This window comes from Vibrio sp. MED222, from assembly GCF_000153005.1.
GTDB lineage: Bacteria > Pseudomonadota > Gammaproteobacteria > Enterobacterales > Vibrionaceae > Vibrio > Vibrio tasmaniensis_A.
Map to the genome: position 1 here is coordinate 698325 of NZ_CH902606.1, position 21359 is coordinate 719683.

The following is a 21359-nucleotide window of genomic DNA, read 5'->3' on the forward strand; positions in this document are numbered from 1 at the left end:
TGATGGAAATACTGTCTGACGTAGAGATGCTTCGCTACAACCGTCAAATCATTCTTAAGCAGTTTGATTTTGAAGGCCAAGAAGCACTAAAGCAGAGCTCAATCTTAGTATTAGGGGCTGGAGGCTTAGGTTGTGCCTCCGCTCAATACCTTGCGACTGCGGGCATTGGTAAGCTAACACTGATCGATGATGATATTGTCGAGCTTTCTAACTTGCAACGACAAGTCCTTCACACCGATGCTGACATTGGTAAGAAGAAAGTCAATTCTGCCGCTGAGTCGCTGCAGGTATTGAACCCTCATCTGACAATTGAAACTGTCGACCACAGGCTTGATGACCAAGCTCTTGGCAAGTTGATTGAAACTCACTCGCTTGTTCTCGACGCAAGTGACAACGTAGAAACACGTAATCAGTTGAACCGCTTGTGCTACGCATCGAAAACACCATTAGTTTCTGGTGCTGCTATTCGTATGGAAGGCCAGATCAGCGTATTCACTTATCAAGATACTGACGCACCGTGTTATCAGTGCTTGAGTGCTCTATTCGGCAACGCTGCACTAAGCTGTGTTGAAGCCGGTGTGATGGCACCGGTAGTTGGCATGGTGGGCGCAGCTCAGGCTTTGGAAGCTATCAAAGTTATTGCTAAGTTTGGACAACCAAAGCAAGGCAAACTTTTAATTCTCGATGCCATGTCTCACAGCTGGCGTGAAATGAATTTAATGAAGATGCCTAATTGCTCGGTGTGCGGATAGACTAAGCATATCCCCCCTCTAATCGACAGCCTAAGCCTTGACTAAAAGTCAGGGCTTTTTTAGGTCTCAACATCAGCTTCTCAAATCGATTTATCAATTTGAAATGATCTATAAAATATTAGTTTCATTTGAATTCTCATTTTGAGAATATATTGCACATCTCAGCAGTTTAGAATATAAACAATAAAAATCAACAACTTAAAAGTGGCACGTAACTTGTAAAAGTATCTAGACCTTCTATGACAAGGATGTAGATATGAGAATTACAACGTTAAGTTTGCTATTAAGTGCGCCTTTGGTCGCCAACGCAGCGCCATTCGATACCTGTCCGAGCCAGGCTTACCTATTCCAATCGACACCCGTACAAGTTTGGGGCGTGAACCTAGTGACAGGCTCAACCACCCTGTTAGAAGACGATACGGGCATGAACGCCAATATCAATGGTGTTGGTTTCGACTTTCAAGACAGATATATTTATGGCTATGACACTACCAACAAACGCTTGGTGCGCCTTGGACAGGATTTCCAAGCAGAAGTGATCAATACCAGTGGATTACCAACCGATCACACTTTCTATGTCGGCGATGTCTATGACCATGTGTATTACCTTTACCGTACAGGAAAAGGCTTGTTCACCGTTGATCTATCGCCGTTAGACGCCGACCCAAACGCGACTGTTACAGTTAACAAAATAGCTGGTAGCCCGGCAACCGTAAAACTGACTGATTTCGCTTTCCACCCAAGTGATGGTTCTTTATATGGTATCGATAATAACTCCGGAGGCTTATACAGCTTCAATCCTACAACCGGTGCCGAAACTTACATCGGTGATACTGGTGAGTTAGGTACATTCGGAGCGGGTTATTTTGATGTAAACGGCTATTACTACGTATCTCGAAATCAAGACGGGAAAATCTACCGTATCAATCTGTCTCCAGACAACGCGAGCAATATCGCAGCAGGAATTGTTCCAGCCGTTGAATTTGTATCGAATGGACCTTCTTCCGGCCAAAACGATGGCGCTCGTTGTGCCAACGCCCCAGTTGTTGATGAAGATTCCAACATCGACTTTGGTGATGCGCCAGACAGCTACCTAACCCTACTCGCCAGCAATGGTCCTCGACATGAACTTGATGGTGTGACTTGGTTAGGCACTGATGCACCCGATGCCGACCTTGATGGCTACGTAACTCCACAATCGGATGAAAGTGTTGGCATTGATGACGAGTGGGCAAACGGTGGTATCGGTTTTGTTACGGCGCTTGAAGCCGGGCTTGATTCAAAAGTGGTGATTGAAGCTTCAACAACCGGTTACCTTTCGGCGTGGATTGACTGGAACCAAGATGGCAGCTTCGATGGTGCTAACGAGCAAGTATTTACCGACTACCAACTGGATGCTGGTGAAAACGATCTGTTCCTAAATGTCGATATCAACGCACTAACGGGGACTACTTGGGCTCGCTTCAGATTCAGCCAACAAACCAACCTGAGCTACTTTGGTGGTTCGACATCTGGTGAGGTAGTTGATATTCAAGTTGATGTTCTTAACGACGGCGCTACAGCCCGTTACTTCCCAAGTGCTTCTGGTTACGCAACCTTGGCGTATGAAGATAACTGGCCTTATAAAGCTGATTACGACATGAATGATGCTGTGATTATGTATCGCATTACCGAGATCCTTAAAGATGGAAAAGTCGTTAAATCAACCATCGATGGACGTCTTGCTGCAGTAGGTGCTTCGTACAGAAATGGTTTTGCGGTTCGACTTCCTAATCTAGACCCAAGCTTAGTGAGTAGCGGAAGCTCTTACATGAAGCACAATGGTGTGTTCACTGATTTAGACTTGGAGCAAGGACGTAGCGAGGCAATCTTTGTTATTGCTAACGACCTTACAGAGAAAATCAGTACTAGTTGTACCTTCTACCGCACCATCAGCTCTTGTAAAGAAGATGAGCAATTCGCTTTCCAAATCGGGATTACTTTAGCTGGCGATGGAGTGAGTACTGGCAGTTGGACTGACATGCCTTACGACCCATTTATTTTCGCGACGCCTGGGTATTATCATGGTGAAAACCTACCTCTACATCCAGGGCGCAGCTGGGAGGTGCACTTGCCAGACCAAGATCCAACCGAGGCGTTTGATACCGCTAATCTCTTTGAAGCAGGACTAGGCGTTGATGACAGCAATCCATCAACAGGCAAATATTTCAAAACTGCAGACAACCACCCGTGGGCACTGCTGATTACTTCAGACACGGAATGGCAATGGCCACTGGAATATGTAGATATCGTCACCGCCTATCCAAACTTTGCGAACTTTGCTGAATCCGGCGGTACTCAATCCACCGATTGGTTCCAAACACCTGCCGCTGACCAATGTTACTTGCCTTAGGAGAATGATTATGAATATGCCAATTAAACAGACAGTAACAAACGGTCGCCGGAACTTTAACAATGCTATCTTATCTAGTCTGTCGAATGCTGCACTTAAGAAAAATACGGCTCAGTCGCAGTCAATACGTATTCCATTACTAATCGCATCACTAACGTTGGTAGGGTGTGGTGGCGGAGGCGGCGATGGAGGAGCATCAACTCCTAACCCATCGCCTTCAACACCAGTGACGTCAACACCAGTGACGTCAACACCAGCGACGTCAACACCAGCGACGTCAACACCAGCGACGTCAACACCAGTGACGTCAACACCAGTGGCGTCAGCGCCAGTGACGTCAGCATCAGTGACGTCAACACCAGTGACGTCAACACCAGTGACGTCAACGCCAGCGACGTCAACACCAGTGGCGTCAGCGCCAGTTACATCACCATCAGTGGTCTCATCACCAGTCACCGTCGCTATAAATCCGGCACCGACACCAGTTAATGCGGTTATCTCCAACGGCCCGCAAGCGTACAAAATGGATGAGCTCGTAATACCTGATGGTTTCGATTATAACTCTGTAGATCAATTTGACCTCAATATTGATATCAGCCACATCTCAACCGATCGTTCGTTCGTATCCGTATATAGTCGATTTACCACAAGGACAGACTTAACTTACAAGCCTGATTATTCAAGTAAGGTCATTGGAGGCCCTTTAGACAACGGTACATTTACGTCCAACTTTTCGGCGCCGCTAAGCGAAGATATTCTGTTAATTGAGATCTGGTTTTATGATGGTCAAGCGCCGCTGCAACAAGTCGTTGCAAGTGACGGATCACAAATCACTTGGTAAACGTAAAGGAATGAAAAGCGCTGAGTTCAGTTTAACAATAGCTAAATTTAGTTGGAGTTAGTCAGCAGTCTCGAAGTTGAAAGTCGAAAGTCGAATAACAATGCATAAAGGTGAGCAATGAGGCTCACCTTTATATTTGGGCGCTGTTTCAATTTTCAGTACTGGTTATGTTCACTTTATCGAAAGCCTGTCTTATCTTTTAAAGATGACTTTCAAAGGCTTACTTTATGAAACAGTTGAAAATAGGATTCGTTATATTATCGATTGGTATTGGGCTACTTTTATTTCTCACCTATTTCCCAATGACATCTTCTACCGGAGAACGCATTGAAGCCAGAGTCATCTCCAATACGCTCACTCAATCCCTAGACGGACATAGACGCTACCTCACGGTTGAAACTCAAGACAACGAAATATTTCGCGTTTCCATTCCACCAACAACAGACTGCCCTATTGATTCTATTGTTGTGCTTGATACATTAAACAATCAAATAACCGGACAAAGCAGCTATCAGTTCATCCACTGCCGGGCTGCGCCTTAGTCGCCGATATAACAACAAGAATGGATATAAGAAGAATGAATCAGCCACTCATTTCACCAGAACAACTTCAACAACGTTTGCTAGAAGAAGACAACATTGTAATCCTCGACGCCAGTATCGAATTTCAGATCCCAAGTGAGTCAGAAAAGATCAAAGGACAAGTGATACCTAGTGCGATTCGTTTCGATTACGACAAAGACTTTTGTAACAAGCACACTCTGCTCCCTCACATGTTCCCGACCGAAAAACACTTCAATACACGCGCACAAGAAATTGGTATCAATCAAGACAGTACGATCGTGGTTTACGATAACTCAGGAACTTTTGCCTCGCCTCGCGCATGGTGGATGTTTATGGCAATGGGACATAACAACGTTTATATCTTAGATGGCGGTTTACCTGCATGGATAGATGCAGGCTACGTAACAGACACTAACTATAAAACAGAAGTTCAAGCCGGGAATTTTGATGGGAGTATTCAAGACGACTATTTTGTTAATGCTCAACAAATTGAAAGCTATTCCGATAACAAGAACGCGAACATTGTAGATGCGCGTTCTCAAGCTCGCTTCGATTCAGAAGTTCCTGAACCACGTGAAGGCTTACGTAGTGGCCACATCCCAAACTCAGTTTGCTTGCCGTTCGCACAAGTCTTAAATGCAGGTAAATTGAAACCTCAAGAAGAGTTAGTTGACATTTTCTCGACCCTAAACTTACCCCCCTCTCAACCTATGTTCTTTAGCTGTGGCTCAGGTGTGACGGCTTGCATCATTTTATTAGCCGCTAAACTGGCTGGTTATTCAAGTGATATGGGCGTTTACGATGGCTCATGGACTGAATGGGGCGCAAATGAAAAACTACCTATTGCCGTAACTAAAAAGTAATTCAGCTTCGCTTAATGATACTGTTAGAATATACTGCGCATGCATACGGAGCTTACTAAAGGTTATGGCTGAAGCCCATGACACTTAAGCATCTTATTGCTCAATCAGCTAGGCACTTATTAACTCAAGCGTTTAACACGGTTGTAACTTGAAGACGTAGTCACTTGAAGACACCTAGGTAGTGACAGAGTTAACACTACCTATGTGTAGAGCCATCCGATTGCTAACAAAAACTGTGATTAATCATGGGTTAATTGTCAGCACGTTTATGAGTGTTAATATTTCATTCAAGAATCTCTGTTCTTAGCCGTTACACTATTTAATCATTGATATATTCATCTCTGATGTTTTATGCCTCGTTGTATTAATCACACTGGCGATATAAACGTTGTCACTTGCAGTCTGTTAAAAGTAGTCACCAACAAAAGGCATCTCATGGCTCTATTTAAGAAAAATATCTGGTCGCTGTACGCTATGATCGTGCTGCTTACCCTGATACTTTTCAGCGCCTTTGGCATAACCAAGTGGCAATCAAACAGAGATGACTTTACTAAGCAACAGCATATCCAAGTTGAGATCTTCTCTAGCTCAGTAAACTCTCTATTAACTAGCCAAGAAGCACTGCTTGAAGTGGTTGGGCATCAACTTGCTCAGCAGTCCGACTTTACCCGCACGGCTTCGATTCAAATTCGACCAATATTAGATAAACTGCTTGATACTCATCCTGCAATAGCCGCTTTCGGGTTACTAAATCCTCAAGGGGATTACCTATCAATCAGCTCAAACCTACAACTGTCTGATCAATTTAATTTACTGGATCTCCCGTACACCAGAGACTCATTTCTAGAGGCTATATCGAGTAATAAAATGGTTTTAGGGCGCACCTATTTCCATGATTCTCTTAACAGCCTCGTGATCCCATTAAGAAAATCCATTTCTCTCGATGGCAAGAACGTTGATGCAGTCATGACCGCAGGTTTACGCTTAGACAGTACAATATTGTTTGAAAACAATGCGCACGCAGGCAATTACAACACGTTAACTCTACTTAGAACCGACAACTATCGTCAGTTTTTTTCTAGCGATATCGAGTCGCTAGACGCTTATTTAAAACCAGTTGATAACGATCTAATGGATCGCATTACCAAAAGCTTTTCTGAGCAAGTGACTGTCAGCGTCAAAGAAGCGAAAACAGGAAAATACACATATTCTTTCTGTATCGATGATAGCGCTTTCCCATCGCTCGTTAGCGCTAAATACATTCCAGACTACAAGCTTTGGGTTGTCGGCCGTACAGACCTAGAACACGTTGATGGTATATTCGCAAAAGAGTTCGGTACTCTTTTCTTTGTTTTTGTTGTTCTTCAGTTTGGTTTCTATTTTTTAGTAAAATCGATTGCGAAGAACGAGCAACGAACTCGCAGCCAATTGATTTACCAAGCCAATCACGATCCATTAACCTCTCTCCCCAACCGCTCCTATATGCGTAAAAACATTGGCAAGTGGATTGAAGATGAGTCAGAGCCATTCTCACTGCTGTTTATCGACATCGATAACTTCAAATGTGTTAATGATACCCATGGACATGACTTCGGAGACAAGGTGCTCAAACAAATTGCATTACGTTTGATGCGGTTTCGCTCCAGAGTCAGCCTATTGGTACGAGAATCCAGTGATGAGTTCTTGTTTTTAACAACGCTGAATAGTGAATCTGAAATTAAGCGACTATCAGAACGAATTATTGAAGTACTTTCTCAACCTTATGAAGTTGAAAGCGCTCAATTTTTGTTGAGTTGCAGTGTAGGTATTGCCCGCTTCCCAGACCACGGAAGAGATTTAGATAGCCTGTTACGCTCTGCCGATATTTCGATGTACAAAGCGAAACAGCAGCAAAACTCATACAGTATTTTTACTACTGAGATGCAAGACGCCCACCTCTACAAAATGAGAGTAGAACAAAGGCTTCGTATCGCTATCGATAAACAAGCTTTATTTATGGTTTTTCAACCATTGGTTCGTGCCGATGAAAGTACTCACGGTGTAGAAGCGCTTGTGCGTTGGGTAGATGATGAACTGGGTTTTGTCCCGCCAGACGTATTTATTCCTATTGCTGAAAGCACAGGTTTAATGCAAAAACTCGGCACCTTTATTATTGAATCCAGCGTTATGCAGATCGCTCATTTACACCGAACGATAGAACAAAAGATCGGTCTTTCGATCAATATATCCGTACGTCAGTTTTCACATAAGTCGTTCTCAGAACACCTATTCACTACGCTTGAGAAATATCAGTTCTCACCAAGCTGTTTAACGCTCGAGATTACTGAAAGCTTGTTCATTGAAGATGTGGCTATAGTGAAACCACTATTTGAAGCCCTCAAAGAAAACGATATTAAGATCTCTCTGGATGACTTCGGTACGGGCTACTCGTCATTGAGCATGTTAAAAGCACTCCCTATCGACGAACTTAAGATTGATAAGAGTTTCATTGAAAACATAGCAGTCGATCAACAGTCACTAACAATGGTCCAGAACATCATCGCTATCGGTAAAAACTTCGGTATGGTGGTGTTGGCAGAAGGCGTAGAATCAAACGAACACTTCGCGATTCTAAAAGCATGCGGATGTGACTTAATGCAAGGTTACTACTTCTCTCGCCCTATTCCTTATGATGAGTTATGCAAGTATCTAACACCGGCTCAAGTTATGGCTACAGAACTACCAGAACCCACGTTGTAACTGTTTGGGTACTTTACCTGGTTAAACGAATAACGCTATAGATTAAAAAGGGAACCCAAACGGGTTCCCTTTTCTTTACACACCACTTAACAGAGCGGCCCAAAAAATAAAAATACAGACAACGACAACAAAGCCCATTACGACTTAACTGTTATCACAACTCGTCGGTTACAACCTGTTGCCTTATTGTCTGTGACTTTACAAATTGGTGCACTTTCGCCATACGCATATTCAACAATGCGATTCCCTTGATGAAGATCTTTCTTCAAGTAGCTCGCCACTTGTCCTGCTCGGCGAGATGACAGTGCTTTGTTGTAGCTTTTACTGCCTAAGCTATCTGCATGACCTTCTATATAAATCTTGGATTTATCTCCCACCAAGCTAAGGTACTGCCCTAATACTTGTTTATGGTTTTCATCCAATAGGTACACGTTAGTTGGATAATTGAGCACCAAAGATTGCGTCGCTTTATCATAGAAACAGACATCATCTTGAGCTGCGATTTGAATGACTTCACTCTCTCTATTGAGCACCTCATTTTGAGGTTTTTCATCAAGCTTTATTAGCTTTCCAGTCACTTGTGTCGTAACAGTATGAGAAGACACCAACGTTTTCGAAGTGACGTATTCGCCGACATTGCCCAAGCAGTTTGCATAGCTCAATGGAGACAGTAGTATCGTAGACATAATTACTAGGTATCTCATGTTAATCCTTTAGTTTTCCGGTTTCTTCATTAATCAAATTCAGAATGTACTTGTACACATCTTCACCATCTTTTGCGTGGTAGATGTTTTTCTTACCAAAACAATCCCCAAAGCCATCACTTTCATTTACTTTGTAATTAATACCAATGACGCCCATCGTGACTTTGGTTTTTTCAGCTTCAGTCGGCGAGTTACTTTGGAAGCGATTTCGTTTGGCCGATATAGTTGAGCGCAGCTTTTTACACAGCCCTTGGTCCACTAGTTTTTGTAAATAGTTCTTGTCGCCATCCTGACCATCAGATAAAACAATAAACACTTGCTCAGGGTTTAGATTCGTTGCTTTATTAGCTTCTTGGGCGGCAGCAATGATCCCATTCCATGACGACGTTCCTCCACCAGCTTGCAGCTTGGTATTCATTAGTTGAGACCGAAATTCATCATAGTCTTCAGTCAATGGAATATCATAAAACTTATAATACTTAGCAAAATTAACGTTGTGGGTATGGAGACGTTCAACCTCGTATCGACTCATACCCCTCTTTGGCTCGAGTATTTCGTTATACAGTTTGGGTTTGTCAAACATTCGCCTAACCGTTGTTCCTGGCGAGGAACGAGCGTAATTGTAAGCGTATTTTTTTCTCCATGAACCGTAATAGCCATAAGCGTTAACTCTTACAGTTTTATCGGTCTGCTTAACATGAAACGGGTTGTAACCAAGTAAGGCGACTCGACTCTTTTCTTCCGTATTAAATTTTTCGATGTCATCAACAACTCGTTTAATGGTTTCTTTTACAACGTCTAACTTCATTTTTCCGTTCTTCCACGAGTTACCCATAGAACCACTAAAGTCACCGATGAAGTAAACGTCGACAGATTGAGGAAGATACTTTCGCGTGACCGCTCGTCCACTAACCGTAAATTCAGGTTCTAAATCGACATCTTCATACGAAATCCATGATGTATATTTGGCGGTAGCACTAACGACAAAGTCACTAAATGGCGCTAATTCGCCGCTAGCTTGAACACAACCATCTTTATATTCACATTTACGGGTAAATACGGCGACATCCACATCCTCTGAATTGTCTAAAATGTATCTATCAACCAAGTAACGTGCATACTTTACGTTTTTATCTTCATCCTCTTTAGGGCTTGCAATAAGTGCGAGGCTCGCAACCTCTGCAGCTTCTAATAACCGAGAGTGAGCCAACATCTGTTGCGACATTTGCATCGAAAACGCCATAAAAATAACCATCGCTGGTAAGAGACCAACGAACAAAATACCTGCGACACCTCGGTTTTTCTTTATCGATTTCACCTCAAACCCTCGCAAATGAATAAGATGTACTTACAAGGCGAAAGACTTCACCGTTAGCAACACCAAGCACATTGATTGGTGTTTCATAACATAATGAAACCTGATACATGGGTAATCTGCGACCTCGTGATGTGATTGGCAGTATTTCTATCGCTTTTTGCTTAGTTATATCGCTCATATCAGGAAAGTCACACCCATGAATGCTCCCTTTGGTTAGAGTTTTTTGAACCCTTCGGTAATTCACTCTACCTCCAGATAAAGCGGTTTCTTCAAGCCTTATTTCGTCGATGCGCATCCCAAACTTGGTTTTATCAAAGTTTGGAATCATTCGTTTCATCGAAGCAGAAGCAATCACAAACGCGTTGTGTTCTGTCTTTCTACAGTCACCCGCACATATATCCATGTTGGCATTAAACAATTGTTTTCGTTCAGCAAAGATAGTGGTCAATGAATAAGAAGCTCTGTCGAGTTGGCCCTTCTTATTAATAGCTAGCATATGATTGACTACGGCAACGAAGATCCCTGAAGCAAAAACTAATACCATCGCCAATTCAACAGCAAATGCGCCTTTTTGTTTAGCTTGCACAACCTGCCCCCTGACCAATTTTGAACGAACATCTTTCATATTCTTGGATAGTGATGACTTCACGTTTAATAGCAATATCTGGAAACCAAATGGATACAATCGGGTCGTAGGTATACTCTAAAGCATAGACAGCTAATGCCATGTCTTCGGGTTCATCTTTCTTATCTGGGCACTCATCTGTAGAAGCGTAAGTATCCGTACATTTGAGAAAGCCTTCGTAGTCACGAAAGTAGTTAACATGAATAACTACACTCCCCTCTTTGACTACATTACTCCATAATGCCCCGCCAGCTTTAGTTAACTCATCATTGATCATTTGGCCGTAGTTGATGGAATTGCTACTGCTTGAGTCGCCCGCTTTTTTGGTACGCATTACCGCTGTGGTCAAAGCATGGTCTGTCATGCTCATTGAGAATGTCAAAATACAGATCTCTACCCAGCCAAAGGCAATAGCCAGAAAAATCGGAATCCCCATAGCGACTTCAACCGTCAATGACCCCTTTTGCTTTCGCTTAAACCTTCTCATAGTCGGACATACCTTTTCTTAGTGTAATCAACAACGAATGCTCCCTTGATATCGATACTGTTTAAAAACGCTTTCGCTTCATCTAAGTCATTAAAGTCACCAATGCAGTAACGCTTCCATAAACCATGTGTATACGAATAAACAGAGCCGTAGTTTGTTTTCAAATAGTTCAAAAAGTCAGAGGGGATCGCCGTATACGTCGCCAATACTTGCACACGATAAATGGGTTTTGCCCCGGGCTTAAGTTTTCTTGGGTCAAGTACAGAACCATCGACACTGTGTCTAGATGCTTGAAACTCTGTGGTAGCATCCAATTTACTTACGCGAGACGTCGGGGCTACAAAGCCCCCTGAATTAGCTTGAGAGCCAATAAAGTGTTGTTCCATTTCTATCGTTGACTGTGTCACGGCCTTCTTCCCTTTGCTTTTAGATATTGACCTCATTAATGCAGACAACTGTTTGTGAGCTTGCTCATCGCTATTCGAATGCTTCAAAACCTCTAGCGCGATATCCGGTCGCTGAGATTTAACCGAAGAGAGAATCAAGTTAGAGCTCACTCTCTGATCATTCGGATTCGAAAGGTAAAGGTCATATAAAATGTCTGTTGCACCCAAATAATCAGACTGCATTATTTTGACGACTGCGATATTGTTGCCAGCCTCCCTGTCTGAAGCCCCTTGTTTTCTACTTTCCTCAAAATGTTCGATCGCTTGGGCAAATCGCTTTTGCTGAGCCAATATTTTTCCAGTTAAAAGTTGATACTCATACTCTTTGCCACCTTCATCCCGATACTTACTCAGCTCTTCCAGTGCTTTCTCAAAATTCTTTTTTTGATAATAAAGCCTTGCATTAGTTAAAATGTATTCAGGTTCATCAAGATCATTATCATTGTAAGTGCTGCGATACAGCTCAGCAGACTTGATATCTTTTAGATCTAAATACAAATTAACCAATTTAACTTTATATTCAGGTTCCGATTGTATATTTGCCTTATAAAATTCAATGAGTTTCTGTGAGTCACCCGACCCTAAAAGCAGTTGTTCTTTGGTATCAAGTTGGTTATTAACCGTTGAACAACCGGAGAAGAGAACCAAAACAATAACGGACAATACAAAATTTCTTATCACATCAACGCCCTCATAATACCTGGAGCTGCAATTAAAATAATAATCGGAACCATGATAAAAGCGATAAGTGGAATCGACATCTTCGCCCCCATTTTCCCGATTCGTTCTTCTAAATCCATCATATTAAGCTCGCGAATATCGCTTGCTAAAGTCACTAATACCGGACCAACTGATGAACCAAATTGGAGGCTCTGCACCATGGTCATTACAAAACTTTGTGATTCACTAGTTGGAACAAGCTCATAAAATTCTTCTAATGCCTTTTCAAGGCCCACCAGGCGAGATCGTTCGACAGTTACTCTGACCACATGAGCAAGGTTACTGTCTACTGAGTGAAGTTCTTTCGCCAAGTACTCCAAGCTAGACTCGATAGTCATCCCCGTATGGACGCAAACATTCATTAAGTCGAGTAAAAATGGCAATCGTGAACTTATGTGCTTGATGTTAGATTTACCTCGAGCCGACACATAAGAATCAGGACCAATGATAAATATTAATAAAGCCCCCATTAGATATAACAGTGCGAATACCGTTTTCGTGTCGCCGCTATAAAAATCAAAGCCAATCAGTGCTAAGCAAACACAAAAAGGAACGATTTTTAGTAAGTAATAAACGTCGGCCAGGAAATCACTGTAAAAGCCAGCTGCGACCAATTTTCTTTTTGTTTCATGCTTATTAAAACTAATCCTAGACAATATAGCCTTGAATAAATCTGCTCTTTTCTTCTCTTCTCGTGTCGAACCGATTATTTTTCGAGTCTCTATATCCGCTCTCGTATTATCCCAAAACCGTAAACAATACGTTGCTAGGACCATCGATATAATGAATATCACACTCCAAATAATAACGGTTTCAAAGTCCATCAATTCACACCCCGCAAAATCAGCCAAATGCAAAAAAAACCAACTAGCTCACTGGCTAATACATAATAAAAAATAGGTTGACCAGCTTCTTCAAACATCACAAAACTGTAGTTTTCAGGACTCGTAAACTTCAAAATAATAAGAAAAATAACCGGTAAGCAGGCAATTATCTTTGCCGAAGCTCGAGCTTCTGAGGTCAAGGCATTTTTCTTTTTCTCCACAGCTCTTGAATCGAACATAAGTCGGTTTATTTTGTTGATCACATCTTTGAGTTGTCCACCTCTAGCCAAATTGATTCTTATCGTTGAAGCAAAGAAAAAGTACTCTAAGTACGGAAACGTATTGCTACTTCGTTCAAGAACGTCATCAGGGTCTTCACCAATAAGTAAACGCTCAGCCATGAATTTGAACTCTTTGCCCACTTCGTTATCAAGCTGCTTACCTACATACTCGAAGGCATGAATGATGCTTTGCCCTGAAGAAATGGCCCCACTCAAAATGTTCAAAGCGTCTGGAAAGTTAGTTTTAAAACGCTCTACTTGCCTTGCTTTTAGATTGTTATAAAAGACAAAGAACAAGAGAGGCTCAACAACAATCAGACAAACTATAAAGTCCTGACGTAAAAAAAACTCATTGAGAGCATAAGTTGCAGATGTCGTCACAGAGATAAACAAGACCAGCTTCAAGGACATATTAGGTTGAAATACCTTGATTACCTTCTTGTACATTTTCCTGATTCTGGCTTTATAGCTCTCTTCAAACTGTTGTGAATCGATAACAGAGCGAACACCTTTAACCCCTTCAAACTCAGCTTCCATCTCAATTAAGCTACTCAATTTTTTGCTTTGACGAGAGCGATGGATAAGGAAGTAAAGTAGCAAAGCGCTCCATGAAGCAATCAGTATTAAGGTCATGTAAATATCTCCTTCACTGCTTGTTCTAAACCAAAGAATTTTGCGCGTTCATAAATCACAGAACGAGTCGATAAACCGGGTGTTCTGAACTCACCTTCCATTTTTCCATCTTTGAAATTTGAAGTCGCTTCGTAACGAAAAATGTCTTCCATCACCACGCTATCCCCTTCCATCCCGATAATTTCAGAAATGTACATCACCTTGCGGCTACCATCGTGGAGGCGCTTAACTTGAACGATAAGGTCTACTGCACTAACGATGGTTCTACGTATTGCGGATATCGGCAGACTGGCTGTTGCCATCATTACCATGCTCTCAGTACGAGCAATGGCATCACGCGGTGTATTGGCGTGCAATGTCGACATAGATCCATCATGCCCTGTATTCATCGCTTGAAGCATTTCAAAGGCTTCACCACCACGACACTCACCAACAATAATTCTGTCCGGGCGCATACGAAGGGCATTAATCACAAGGTCTCGAGCGGTGATTTCTCCTGTTCCTTCAACGCTAGCTTGTCGAGTTTCAAGCCTAACAATATGAGGTTTTTGTAGCTGTAGTTCCGCAGCATCTTCAATAGTAACAATACGTTCAGTTTCGCCAATGAAGCCAGATAATGCGTTCAATAACGTTGTTTTACCTGAACCAGTACCACCGGAGATCAATATGTTGCACTTGCAATGGCTCGCAATGGACAAAAGCTTAGCCATTTCGACAGACATCGCACCAAACTCAGCAAGATTCTCAAGCCTAATTTTTTGCTCTTTGAATTTACGAATCGAGATAGAGGTACCGTCTATCGCTAACGGGGGGATCACAATATTTACACGGCTCCCATCCATTAAACGAGCATCACAAAGGGGTTTTGATTCATCGATACGACGACCCACATTTGATGCGATTCGCTTAGCGATGGTGTTCAGTTGTTTTTCGTTAACAAATTGAATGGGTGATTGTTCAACCTTGCCATTGATTTCTATGAAGATATCCGAAGGACCGTTGATCATGATATCCGATATATCATCGTTATCGACTAAAGCTTGCAGGGGCCCAAGGCCTTTCAACTCATCGAGTAACGCTTTGACTAAGTCGACACGTTTCAATGAGCTGACTTGCAGCTGCTTCTTATCGATCAATATATTAACCGAGTCTTTGAGTTGTTCTTCTAGCTCTTGATTACTAATTTCAACAAGCGTAGCGGCATCTAGAGCATCAAAGATCTCATCTCGAAGCTGGATGTAAATTTCTTTTAATTGATTCATTTTCTAAACAAACTGAAACGTGATTTAGTTTTAATTTTCTTGCCTGTCAACGTGGCAACCATAGTTAGAACGGCAGTGGCAGACTTAGATTTAAGCAACTCATTAATACCTTGCTGTACCACGATTTTTTCTAGCGACGGCTCGTACATGAAATCAATACTATCTTTGGCTTTGATTCTCTCTTTCGCACTCGCGAGTGTCATCATGAAGTCTTTCGCTGGCCGATTAAGGTTGAAGATGATTTGGTGTTCAGATTTCCCGATCTTCTTCTTCAAAGAGTTATAAGAACGCAGTGAAGAAACCGAAGGTTCGCAGACAATAAAGATGCGATGGTACTTATCTGATAACTCCTGATCATGCATCTCTTCATAGCAAGATAAGGGCGCCGAATCTATGATAAAGTTATATTGATCAATGAGTTGATTGGAAAGGTTGTACAATGTAGATGCGTGATCAGTAAGGCAAGCAACATTTTTCTCTAGTACCAAGTAATCAAGCTTATCTTTCACACCATGTACATAGGTCTTAGCTATCGCACTGTCGATATCGATCTGATTCAAATCTATACTGTTGTGCTTGGCTTTCAAGCCTTTTACACCTATATAAATGTCACTATTTAGTGCTCCTGAATCATGATCCACCAAGAGTGTCTTTAGATTTGCTTGCTCTGCTAAGGAGTGTGCTAAAACAGAACTTACGCAAGATACTCCAATGCCACCTTTGGTACCCAAAACTAATATACGTTTGGCTACACGCGTTTTTTTAACGGTGCTTTCACCTTCTTGCGTCGTTTTAATTGCCGCAAGTAATGAATCAAGTTCAGGATCCCAAAGAACATAACTAGCACCTAATGCATGCACTTGGTTACGCAGCTTTATCGAATCAACATCACAGAGAACAAGCAAAGATATATTCACATCCAAACGAACCGAAATCTCGGAAACTTGCTCTATAACGTTGGAGGCACTACGAAGATCCAACACAACGTGGTTAAGCTTAATGTTTGACTGATTCCAAACGCCATCTAAATCAATATCGGTGACTTCAAGTGGTTTAGGGAAACCTTCAATAGCGTACAAATCATTAATAGATTCAGTTAGGGTATTATCATCAGACACAATGAGATCGGTAGCCTCAACCGTCGACTTCACTTTCGACGACGAATTACGAAACAAGATATCCAAGTCCATTACTATTTCGCCTTCTTAATTGGGTTAACCAAGCTGATGTTTCGGTTATGTTCAACACTACAACCAAATTGATAATCTTCCCTTTTCGAGAACACCATCACTCCACATTCGCTGCTTTTAATTCGGACATATCGACCTATGATTAAGATGTTTTTTTCTTGGTCATGATCGGCAAGTTCGATTTTATATCTGTCTTTTGCGATAGATTCCGACTTAAATCGATCTCGTAATTTGGCAACAAACTCACTCGCATCCGGTTTATATTTAACGTAGAACGTCGCCTTAGGTTCTCTCGCATTGAGCTCACGAATAAAGGCCACCGAGCGAGAGATTGAATCTTCACTACTCGCCATATCAAATTCAAAGCGCTCCTCCAGTTGCTCAATCACACTAGAGTTTGGGGTATCAACATGAGAACAAGCAGAAGCAATAAGAGCGATTAAAGTAATAACGATCCATCTCATTAGTTGAATCCTCCTTGGTTTATCGTGTTTTCAAGCTCTGGTTCGTCAAGTTCCGAAAGATCAATTCTAAGGAGTCTTTCGAGATCACTTGTGCGTCTAAAGCTTGGCAATTTGACCTGCTCTTGCTCAACCGGATCAACCAAGTTTACAGTCGCAACAATGATCAATTCAGTCTTGGAACGGTTGGTGGAAGAGTGGCTAAACAACGCACCTAGAATTGGAATATCTCCCAAGATTGGAATCTTGGTTAACGATTCACGCTCTTCCGATGTCAATAGCCCCGCCAAAACAAAACTTTGCCCATCTTTCAAGTGAACCGTTGTTTGAGCTCGTCGAGTTCGTAAAGAAGGCACAGAAATTAAGCCTGTCGTGGTTTTGTTTGATTCATCAATCGAGCTAACCTCTGGGATCAAGGTTAGGCGAATATTCTCTGTGTCAGTTACCTTTGCAACCATGGCCAACTTAACGCCGTATTCTTTATAAGAAATGGTAATCCCGTCTTCATCTCTGATAGCAATTGGTATCTCGCCACCGGCTAGGAAACTAGCCTGCTCACCTGAAATAACAGAAAGGTTGGGCTCGGCCAATACACGCCCGATTTTGTCATCACCACTAGCGGAAATAACTGAAACGATATCTTGAGCCGTAAAATCAAGTAGCTTATTTACAAAAGTACCCGGATCACCACTATCGCTATAAGTAACACCTAATTCTGTCAAAAATGAGCTAGATACTTCCGCGACCGTTAGCTTGACATTGATCTGCTCAGTAGTGAGTACTTTCAAGTTATTAATGACTTGATCGTAGTTGTACTTTGCCGTGTACTCTAGCTCGTCTAAGGCTTCACCGTCCGCATCCTTTAGTTCATAAGCTGCGCGGCGACGATCTTTCTTCAACATTTCACCAACAAGTCGATTGATTTTTTGTTTAATCTCTTCACTACCGACAATGCCATCTAATACAACTTGGTCACCTACATTGGAAACCACAACGTTTTCATCAGGGAATCTAGCAATGAGTGTTTGCTTCAATAGTCTTAAACTTTGGTTGACTACCAATTCTGCGTTATAAATTTCGTTTCCACCGCGATCATAAACAATCACAGAGGTCGTTCCTTGGCCAACGCCATAAACTACAACCTTATTTTCATCGATAATTTTGTAGTCTGCTATTTCTTGATTCGCGACAAACACCGTCGATATCTGTCTCTTCAAATTAATGGTTTTCGCAGCGCCTTGATCCAAGTTCATTAATTCTGATGCGAGCAATGGACATGAAAGAATCCCGCACAATAGCAAGGCTATATTTTTCTTCTTTAAAGTCATGTTATTCCTTACCACGTAATTCTCTGACACCAAACTGAGTTTCTAAAAGGTCACTACTGCGGATAGATAAATAGCGATTTTCTATTTCAGATGGAATAATATTCACATCACCAATTTTTTGAGCCATTTCTAGCTTCAAAACACTCCGCATATTCAATGCAATGACTAAACTGTATTTTTTATCCTCTGCATCTTCGGAGTCACTATCTTCACTGCCTTTTATTACCTGCAAAACACGCGCCCCACTGATAATTACTCGGCTAACGAGATCGCCAATATCACCATACCCATTCTCAACCAGGTTTGATTTTGAAGACGTTGTTGAAACAAAACTCACTTTATCGCCAGGAGTAAGAGTTGCCGTTTGTACGACTCCAATACCTGTTACTTCATAAAAATAAGGTAATTCACCATCATTTAGTGACAAGTACATATAATCTCGGTCTCCCGGATTGGAGATCATATCTTGTGTTAAATAAGTACCTTTACTGATGTCATCTTTAAAAAGAGCACCAGGTTTAACAACTAAATCGTCTTCTAACGTATAGTAGTAACCATCTAAATCAGATATGTGAACAAACTTCTGTTCATAATACTTGGGGATTAAAGGTTGAGAACGTCTAATTTCTTTTTGAGTAACTAAAATGCTGACTTTAGGTTCTTCTTTTTCGTGAACCTCAAGTGGCTCTTCGTCAGTTGAAATATAGTTAATATTAATATATACCAGCGTTGAAAAAATAGATAAAGCAACAAAAAGAAGAATGATTATTCTGTTCATATCAAGCCCAAAATAGGGGCACAAGCCCCTTATAGATTATTATATTTCAATTACTTACTAGCTGCGTCTAAATCAGCTTTTACAGCGCCAAGTGCTGCGTCTATTCCTCCTGATATAGTATCATTCTGGAACGCAGTTAATATAATTCCTGACATTACAACGGCAATAATTGCATATTCAACTGCAGTCACACCACGAACATCATCTTCGAACTTCATTTTAAGTTCAGCCATTTTTGCTAAAGTTTTGTAGTACATAATAATCCTATAAAAAGTATGTTGACCATTGGTCTAATTGAAATTGCGAGGAAAATTTACCTGATACAAAAACATACATCAAATTAATAGTTATTATGGACACATAACACAAATTTATTGGGTATTGAGATAATGTATATTTATAAAGCCATAAATAATATAAAATCGACATCTGTTGAAATAAAAACTTATTGAGTATACCCTCTAACTATGAATATAGATTTATTAGTTAACATTGTATTAATATCAACAAATTTTTTAATACTGTCGTTTGTATGCTTCTTTGATGGTTGGCATAGAAAAATCCCAAACAACCTAAACAAAATTGCTTTGATATTTAGTAATATTGTCGCGTTAAATAACGGTTACTTGATGTCATCACTACCCATTGCGATTTTATGTTTCGTGGTGTTTTTTATACTTTGGTATCTAAAAGTGATAGGAGCTGGAGATGTGAAGTTACTCTGTGCCTTAATCATTGGCATACAGCCAAATCTAGTTACGATAACATTGATTTGTATAGGCTTTCTAGGAGGCTTTTTGGTTTTCGCAATGTACATAGTAGGAAAGGTAAGAGGATTACCTAGCTTTACAAAAGGCATTCCTTACGGAATACCTATTGCTATGAGCTGTTTCTTTTTTAGCACTATATCCATTTTAGCAAACTGACTACATAATATTGTGCTCTAATATAGGGCTAGAAATATCACTGATTTGAAATAATTGTTGAATCTTATCTTTAATACCTAACGTCTCTAACTCTTGTGAAATTTCATCACTACACCAAACGTACGTGTTTACTTTTTGACGTAATGGTATTGTCTTGCATTTATTGTGACGTATCGACCATTCAGGAAATATTAAAATAGTTCCATTCGTTTCCAGTTCATTTTTAAGGAATTGGCATGAACTTGTCTTCACCCAACTCGTCACATGATTTGAGTCAATTTTATAATCGTTGAGTATCTCTTGTACATAAGATTTGGGAAGAGAACTACAAAAAACAACTCTCTGCGGATAACACTCATGCGGATCAAGTGAATTAGAATGCGCGATAACATAGTTAACGGTATTCAGTTGATAGGATTTTCCATTCTCTTGTGAAATTCTATCCATTGTAAAAATCAAATCGTAACGAGAAGAATCCAATAAAGAGGACTTTGTGAAACTATTTATGGACAAGTCTATATTGTTCAACATTCGAAATTCATTGATTACACGCTCAACCATATCGAAGCAAAAAGATTCAGAAATCGCTATATTGAATTGGTCTCTTAATTCAACCTTTTCCAAATCTTCAAACAATCTTTCGTACATAGACATTGTTTGGTCTGCATAATCAAGTAATACTTTTCCGTGTTTAGTGAGTAAAAATCCCTCTTTCCTATCAAAAATACTCGCCCCGATTGTACTTTCGATCTTTTTAATATGCTGAGATACAGCGGGTTGTGTCATAAATAAAGACTCAGCGGCTGCTGTAAAACTTTTGTGTTTAGCAACGTGCGAAAATGTTCTTAAATATTTGACGTCGATAGACCTGTTGACGTTTTTCATGGTGCAAACTACCCCGATGTTGCGTTATTTTATTAATTATTCTTATTAAAAATCAGCGTCAAAGTAACAATAGTGTCATTCAGATACAAAAAAACATTATTTATATACTCATAAATAATGTTTATATGCACCTATATAAATAAACACACCCACCACAACCAACAACTGATTCACAAATCCTTATGTGCTTTTACAAACAACATGTTTTGTGTGTCATTCACATACCAAAGCCCTTACACAACACCTTTCCAATGCAAATGACAATCAACACAATTATAACCAAAACCTATGCACTCTCCACCTTTTCGTTGACGAAAATCGTTGAAATTAATGTAAATATT

At 40.9% G+C, this 21359-nt stretch carries 21 protein-coding genes and 1 pseudogene; 7 read left to right on the plus strand and 15 right to left on the minus strand.

Annotated elements, in window-relative coordinates; all coding sequences use genetic code 11:
- Nucleotides 1–2 precede the first annotated feature (2 nt).
- Nucleotides 3–752 (plus strand): molybdopterin-synthase adenylyltransferase MoeB, encoded by a 750-nt coding sequence (gene moeB / locus MED222_RS18505; protein WP_009845548.1) that lies wholly within the window; start codon nucleotides 3–5, stop codon nucleotides 750–752.
- A 256-nt stretch (nucleotides 753–1008) separates the two neighbouring features.
- Nucleotides 1009–3144, plus strand: coding sequence for an LruC domain-containing protein (locus MED222_RS18500; protein ID WP_009845549.1), 2136 nt, complete (start codon nucleotides 1009–1011; stop codon nucleotides 3142–3144).
- Nucleotides 3145–3255: 111 nt separating this feature from the next.
- Here MED222_RS18500 and MED222_RS22805 read toward each other — a convergent pair.
- Nucleotides 3256–3474, minus strand: a pseudogene (locus MED222_RS22805) (hypothetical protein); the annotation flags it as partial.
- Between MED222_RS22805 and MED222_RS18490 the strand changes: the two are divergent.
- The 4 genes from MED222_RS18490 (at nucleotide 3371) to MED222_RS18480 (ending at nucleotide 8150) form a co-directional block, all read left to right on the plus strand.
- Nucleotides 3371–3985: a hypothetical protein gene (locus tag MED222_RS18490; protein WP_442852139.1), complete on the plus strand. Its 615-nt coding sequence runs from the start codon at nucleotides 3371–3373 to the stop codon at nucleotides 3983–3985. The pseudogene MED222_RS22805 and the gene MED222_RS18490 overlap by 104 nt on opposite strands.
- A gap of 227 nt (nucleotides 3986–4212) precedes the next feature.
- The gene (locus tag MED222_RS21770; RefSeq protein WP_083784002.1) at nucleotides 4213–4527 is read left to right on the plus strand and encodes a hypothetical protein; all 315 of its coding nucleotides are present in this window, start codon (nucleotides 4213–4215) and stop codon (nucleotides 4525–4527) included.
- Nucleotides 4528–4562: 35 nt separating this feature from the next.
- Nucleotides 4563–5411: a sulfurtransferase gene (locus tag MED222_RS18485; protein WP_009845552.1), complete on the plus strand. Its 849-nt coding sequence runs from the start codon at nucleotides 4563–4565 to the stop codon at nucleotides 5409–5411.
- Nucleotides 5412–5846: 435 nt separating this feature from the next.
- A complete protein-coding gene (locus tag MED222_RS18480) occupies nucleotides 5847–8150 on the plus strand; it encodes a putative bifunctional diguanylate cyclase/phosphodiesterase (RefSeq protein ID WP_009845553.1) in 2304 nt (767 codons plus the stop codon).
- Nucleotides 8151–8287: 137 nt separating this feature from the next.
- Here the strand turns inward: MED222_RS18480 and MED222_RS18475 are convergent, their stop codons facing one another.
- Genes MED222_RS18475 through MED222_RS18415 form a run of 13 tightly spaced genes read right to left on the minus strand, consistent with a single transcriptional unit; the run spans nucleotide 8288 to nucleotide 19464 of the window.
- Entirely contained in the window at nucleotides 8288–8854 is a 567-nt protein-coding gene (locus MED222_RS18475; protein WP_012600426.1) for an OmpA family protein, read from the minus strand.
- 1 nt (nucleotide 8855) lies between these two features.
- Nucleotides 8856–10172: a vWA domain-containing protein gene (locus MED222_RS18470; protein WP_009845555.1), complete on the minus strand. Its 1317-nt coding sequence runs from the start codon at nucleotides 10170–10172 to the stop codon at nucleotides 8856–8858.
- A 1-nt stretch (nucleotide 10173) separates the two neighbouring features.
- A complete protein-coding gene (gene tadF, locus MED222_RS18465; protein ID WP_009845556.1) occupies nucleotides 10174–10758 on the minus strand; it encodes a tight adherence pilus pseudopilin TadF in 585 nt (194 codons plus the stop codon).
- Complete coding sequence (locus MED222_RS18460) at nucleotides 10748–11284, minus strand: TadE/TadG family type IV pilus assembly protein (protein ID WP_009845557.1); 537 nt, start codon at nucleotides 11282–11284, stop codon at nucleotides 10748–10750. The genes tadF and MED222_RS18460 overlap by 11 nt, the downstream gene beginning before the upstream one ends.
- Entirely contained in the window at nucleotides 11281–12411 is a 1131-nt protein-coding gene (locus MED222_RS18455) for a tetratricopeptide repeat protein (protein WP_009845558.1), read from the minus strand. Before MED222_RS18455 ends, MED222_RS18460 begins: the two co-directional genes overlap by 4 nt.
- Nucleotides 12408–13274: a type II secretion system F family protein gene (locus tag MED222_RS18450; RefSeq protein WP_009845559.1), complete on the minus strand. Its 867-nt coding sequence runs from the start codon at nucleotides 13272–13274 to the stop codon at nucleotides 12408–12410. Before MED222_RS18450 ends, MED222_RS18455 begins: the two co-directional genes overlap by 4 nt.
- Complete coding sequence (locus MED222_RS18445) at nucleotides 13274–14188, minus strand: type II secretion system F family protein (protein ID WP_009845560.1); 915 nt, start codon at nucleotides 14186–14188, stop codon at nucleotides 13274–13276. The genes MED222_RS18450 and MED222_RS18445 overlap by 1 nt, the downstream gene beginning before the upstream one ends.
- Nucleotides 14185–15450, minus strand: a complete 1266-nt coding sequence (locus tag MED222_RS18440) for a CpaF family protein (protein WP_009845561.1) — start codon at nucleotides 15448–15450, stop codon at nucleotides 14185–14187. Before MED222_RS18440 ends, MED222_RS18445 begins: the two co-directional genes overlap by 4 nt.
- Nucleotides 15447–16640 (minus strand): AAA family ATPase, encoded by a 1194-nt coding sequence (locus MED222_RS18435; protein WP_009845562.1) that lies wholly within the window; start codon nucleotides 16638–16640, stop codon nucleotides 15447–15449. Before MED222_RS18435 ends, MED222_RS18440 begins: the two co-directional genes overlap by 4 nt.
- Before the next feature lie 2 nt (nucleotides 16641–16642).
- A complete protein-coding gene (locus MED222_RS18430; RefSeq protein ID WP_009845563.1) occupies nucleotides 16643–17104 on the minus strand; it encodes a hypothetical protein in 462 nt (153 codons plus the stop codon).
- On the minus strand, nucleotides 17104–18429 hold the full coding sequence (locus MED222_RS18425; RefSeq protein WP_009845564.1) for a type II and III secretion system protein family protein: 1326 nt from the start codon (nucleotides 18427–18429) through the stop codon (nucleotides 17104–17106). The genes MED222_RS18430 and MED222_RS18425 overlap by 1 nt, the downstream gene beginning before the upstream one ends.
- 1 nt (nucleotide 18430) lies before the next feature.
- Complete coding sequence (locus tag MED222_RS18420) at nucleotides 18431–19207, minus strand: pilus assembly protein CpaB (protein WP_009845565.1); 777 nt, start codon at nucleotides 19205–19207, stop codon at nucleotides 18431–18433.
- A gap of 50 nt (nucleotides 19208–19257) precedes the next feature.
- Nucleotides 19258–19464, minus strand: coding sequence for a Flp family type IVb pilin (locus MED222_RS18415; protein WP_009845566.1), 207 nt, complete (start codon nucleotides 19462–19464; stop codon nucleotides 19258–19260).
- A 210-nt stretch (nucleotides 19465–19674) separates the two neighbouring features.
- On the opposite strand from MED222_RS18415, the gene MED222_RS18410 reads away from it, so the two are divergent.
- The gene (locus tag MED222_RS18410) at nucleotides 19675–20133 is read left to right on the plus strand and encodes an A24 family peptidase (protein ID WP_009845567.1); all 459 of its coding nucleotides are present in this window, start codon (nucleotides 19675–19677) and stop codon (nucleotides 20131–20133) included.
- Here the strand turns inward: MED222_RS18410 and MED222_RS18405 are convergent, their stop codons facing one another.
- Entirely contained in the window at nucleotides 20134–21018 is an 885-nt protein-coding gene (locus tag MED222_RS18405) for a LysR family transcriptional regulator (RefSeq protein WP_009845568.1), read from the minus strand.
- Nucleotides 21019–21359 lie beyond the last annotated feature (341 nt).